Annotated in this window: 4 protein-coding genes; all 4 read left to right on the forward strand. The window is 49.6% G+C overall.

Features of this window, described 5'->3' with window-relative positions; translation table 11 throughout:
* Positions 1-2: 2 nt before the first annotated feature.
* The 4 genes from ACTHUE_RS12330 (at position 3) to trmD (ending at position 3,946) form a co-directional block, all read left to right on the forward strand.
* Positions 3-2,348: a GNAT family N-acetyltransferase gene (locus ACTHUE_RS12330; RefSeq protein WP_440423589.1), complete on the forward strand. Its 2,346-nt coding sequence runs from the start codon at positions 3-5 to the stop codon at positions 2,346-2,348.
* A 75-nt stretch (positions 2,349-2,423) separates the two neighbouring features.
* On the forward strand, positions 2,424-2,672 hold the full coding sequence (rpsP, locus tag ACTHUE_RS12335; protein WP_003684452.1) for a 30S ribosomal protein S16: 249 nt from the start codon (positions 2,424-2,426) through the stop codon (positions 2,670-2,672).
* 15 nt (positions 2,673-2,687) lie between these two features.
* Complete coding sequence (gene rimM, locus ACTHUE_RS12340; protein ID WP_004519640.1) at positions 2,688-3,197, forward strand: ribosome maturation factor RimM; 510 nt, start codon at positions 2,688-2,690, stop codon at positions 3,195-3,197.
* On the forward strand, positions 3,197-3,946 hold the full coding sequence (gene trmD, locus ACTHUE_RS12345; protein WP_004519639.1) for a tRNA (guanosine(37)-N1)-methyltransferase TrmD: 750 nt from the start codon (positions 3,197-3,199) through the stop codon (positions 3,944-3,946). The genes rimM and trmD overlap by 1 nt, the downstream gene beginning before the upstream one ends.
* Positions 3,947-3,986 lie beyond the last annotated feature (40 nt).

The following is a 3,986-nucleotide window of genomic DNA, read 5'->3' on the forward strand; positions in this document are numbered from 1 at the left end:
ACATCATCCTCGTCGGCGCCAGCGAACGTCCGCACAGCCTTGGCGAACGCATTTTCAGCCACCTGCTCGGTTCCTCATATCAAGGCAAAATCACCCCCGTCAATCTTCGACACAGCAGTGTAGCAGGCATTCCCTCCTACTCCAGCCTCAGCAAAATCCCGGGACAAGCCGATTTGGTTGTTGCCGTTATCCCGCCCGACCATTACGACTCGCTGTTCAAAGCCTGCCGTAAAAAAGACCTGCACCACATTATTCTGATTCAAGATTGGGAAAACCTACCGCCCGAATCCTGCAAAAACGCCCGTTCCACCATTCAAAAACATCACGGCGATGAATTGAACATCACCGTATGCAACAGCGCAGGCATCCAACTTCCCTCACTCAACCTCAACATCAGCACCCAAACCGACTATCCGGCCGGCCATATCGCATTACTCACCGGCCACAGCACCGTCAGCCGCAACATCAACCACCTGCTGAACACGCTGCATCAAGGCGTATCGCGCCACATCAGCCTCAACTATGATCTAAGCCCTACTACATCGGCCGACTGGCTCAACCGCTTCGGCCACAACCGCCATACTAAAGTTGCCGTGATCCACTACAATCCGGCCGAAAACCAACGCGAGCTGTTCAGTGCCATCCGCCACTTTACACGCCACACTCCGCTTATCCTATTGTCTACACACTACACCGACGACACAGACAAAGCCATCCTGCGCAGCCTCAGCCGCCATTGCAATTTCCAACCGGTATTCAATAACGCCGAACTGGAAGCAGCCCTAAAAGCCCACCTTTCCGGCATTCCCGTCATTACCAACCCCACCATATTGTCCGATACGCCGATAGAATGGCTGCGCACTACCGCCAATGCCTGCGAATTGACCCTCGACCTCCCAACCGATGTACCATCCGTCCGACAAGGCTGCATCGGCAGCAACCCTACGCCTGCACGCATCCACCGTCTGGCGCTCGAACAATTACAAAATCCGCATACTCAAGCCCTGCTTGGCATTATTTCGCCAGATACGCCAGACGCATACAGTATTCATCAAACTCTGGATAATTTGGCACAAAAAACCAGCAAGCCCATTCTCGTCAGCTATCGTTTTTCAGACGGCCTGACTCGGTTTAACACGCCGGAAGAAGCCTTGCTGACACTTTATTTCCGCAATCAAACAGCCTATTTGCAACAAGTACAAAATACCCCTGCGCCAGCCAAAACAGGTCGTCTAAAAACACCCAAAAGCAAAAGTATCGATAAAGCCATTGCTTCCGGCCAAACCGAACTGATGGCGGAAGCCCTATACCTGCCTCCGTGCCAAACCCAAAAACACAATGCCGTCCAATTCCGATTCAACCGCCATGCCATTTACGGCAATATCCTTACCGCCCATTACAACGGCAAAACCGAAGCCGCATTACCTCCTTTTACCACACTCGATATCCAGCGTTTAAGCCAGTTTGCAGAACTTGACAACACTTCCGTTCTCAATCAATTCCTGCATTCCCTAAACACGCTTATCCACAACAACCAGCATATCGGCGACATCATCCTCAACTACAACGGCAGCCAATACAGCAGCACCATCATTCCCAAAATTGTGGAAAAACCAGCCACGCCGACAACCAAAATCCCCAAAAAAGCCGTCCAAACCTTAGAACAGGCCGCCGCTAAAATGCAAAGTGCCGCCGCCTACCTCCAACAAAAAAATCCGGTCGCAGCCGAGTTTCTACGCAACACCGGCGAAGCCGCGTCCGAACTACTGCACCCTAAAACCGAAACTCCCGAGATACAAAACGTACTCGCACCCTATCCGAGCCAAACCGATACCTTTACCCTGCCCGACGGCAACACACTGCACATCCGCGCACTAGAACCTGAAGATGCCGAAGCCAAACAAAAATTTGTCCGCCAATTACCCGCGGCCGACCGCTATACGCGCTTCATGACCCATACCAACGAGTTGCCGCCGCCGACACTCGCACGGCTGACCCGTCTCGATTTCCATGCCGAATGCGCGTGGGTAGCCTTCGCTTCAGACGGTCGTATCGTCGCAGTTAGCCGTTACAGCCGCATCAATCGTAATGAGTGCGAGTTCGGCATTACTTTAGCACCTGAAACACGCAAAACCGGCTTGGCCGGCAAAATGATAAGCCTCATTATCCAAACTGCCACACAGCAAGGTTATCAAATCATGAATGCGGAAATCCTCAAAGAAAACACACCGATGCTCAAACTCGCTGAAAAATCAGGATTTACCGTCACTCCATCGGAAACCGACCGCGGCCTGTATCAAGCAAGCCTCGATTTGAACGAATGGCAAAACAGCAACAAAAACAAATAAAAACTTGCATAACCCGTGTAAAATATCCTAAAATTAGCGGTTTCTATATATCCGCATTTTTCAAAAGGACTCAAAATGGTAGTTATCCGTTTGGCTCGCGGCGGCTCAAAACACCGCCCTTTCTTCAACGTAGTCGTAACTGACTCTCGCAACCGTCGTGACGGCCGCTTCATCGAGCGCGTAGGTTTCTACAACCCCGTTGCCAACGAAAAACAAGAACGTGTACGTTTCGACGCAGACCGCATCAACCACTGGGTTGCTCAAGGTGCGAAAGTTAGCGACGCAGTTGCCAAACTGATTAAAGAGCAAAAAATCGCTGCTTAATCAGCTGAAACGACCATGACAGACACTCAAACACGGGTAGCCATGGGCTACATCAAAGGTGTGTTCGGCATTAAAGGCTGGCTTAAAATTGCCGCCAATACCGAATATACCGACAGTCTGCTGGACTACCCAGAGTGGCAGTTGTGCAAGGATGGCAAAACCCTGAATGTTGTGCTTGAGGCAGGTAAAATTGTCAATGGCGAACTTCAGGTCAAATTTGAAGGTATAGACGATCGCGATCAAGCATTTGCCTTGCGCGGCTATACCATCGAAATTCCCAGAGAGTCATTCGCCCCTACTGAAGAAGACGAATACTACTGGGCAGATTTAGTCGGCATGACCGTCATCAATAAAGAAAACATTGTCCTCGGCAAAGTCAGTAACCTGATGGAAACCGGCGCGAATGATGTTTTGATGATTAAAGGCAAACACGGACAAATCCTGATTCCCTTCGTCTCCAACTATATCGAATCTGTCGATACCGACAGCAAAACTATTATCGCCGACTGGGGTTTGGATTACTGATGCTGATTCAAGCCATCACCATTTTTCCAGAGATGTTCGACAGCATTGTCGAATATGGTGTTACAGGCAGGGCAAGAAAACAAAACCTTTGGCAATTTCAAGCCGTTAATCCCCGAAAATTTGCCGACAACAAACTTGGCTATATCGATGATCGCCCCTTCGGAGGTGGTCCGGGAATGATTATGATGGCGCCGCCGCTTCAAGCAGCAATTGAAGAAGCCAAAGCAAACTCGCAAAAACCTGCCAAAGTAATTTATCTCAGTCCGCAAGGTCAGTCGCTGACACATAAAAAGGCCGCAGATCTTGCCGAACTGCCCCATCTTATTCTTCTATGCGGACGCTATGAAGGCATAGATGAAAGACTATTGCAAAGCAGTGTGGACGAAGAAATCAGCATTGGCGACTTTGTCGTCTCAGGTGGCGAATTACCCGCCATGATGTTGATGGATGCTGTCTTAAGATTGGTTCCGGGCGTATTGGGCGATATACAGTCAGCCGAACAAGACTCGTTTTCAGACGGCCTTTTAGACTGTCCTCATTACACCAAACCCGTAGAATTCCAAGGCATGACAGTTCCTGATGTCTTACGCTCAGGGAATCATGGCTTGATTGCCGAGTGGCGATTGAAACAATCACTGCGACGCACTTTAGAGCGCCGACCCGATTTATTGGAAAAGCGCAGTTTAATCCCAAAGGAATCCCGCCTCTTAAAAGAAATCTTGCAAGAGCAACAGGAAATCCAATCATAACTTAGGAAAAACAAATGAACTTGATTCAACAATTAGAGCA

The sequence above is a fragment of the Neisseria sp. P0021.S005 genome (genome assembly GCF_051956955.1).

Excerpts from the sequence above, each read along its gene's own strand:
- rpsP (WP_003684452.1), top strand. The coding sequence starts at position 2,424 with ATGGTAGTTATCCGTTTGGCTCGCGGCGGCTCAAAACACCGCCCTTTC.
- rimM (WP_004519640.1), top strand. The coding sequence starts at position 2,688 with ATGACAGACACTCAAACACGGGTAGCCATGGGCTACATCAAAGGTGTG.
- trmD (WP_004519639.1), top strand. The coding sequence starts at position 3,197 with ATGCTGATTCAAGCCATCACCATTTTTCCAGAGATGTTCGACAGCATT.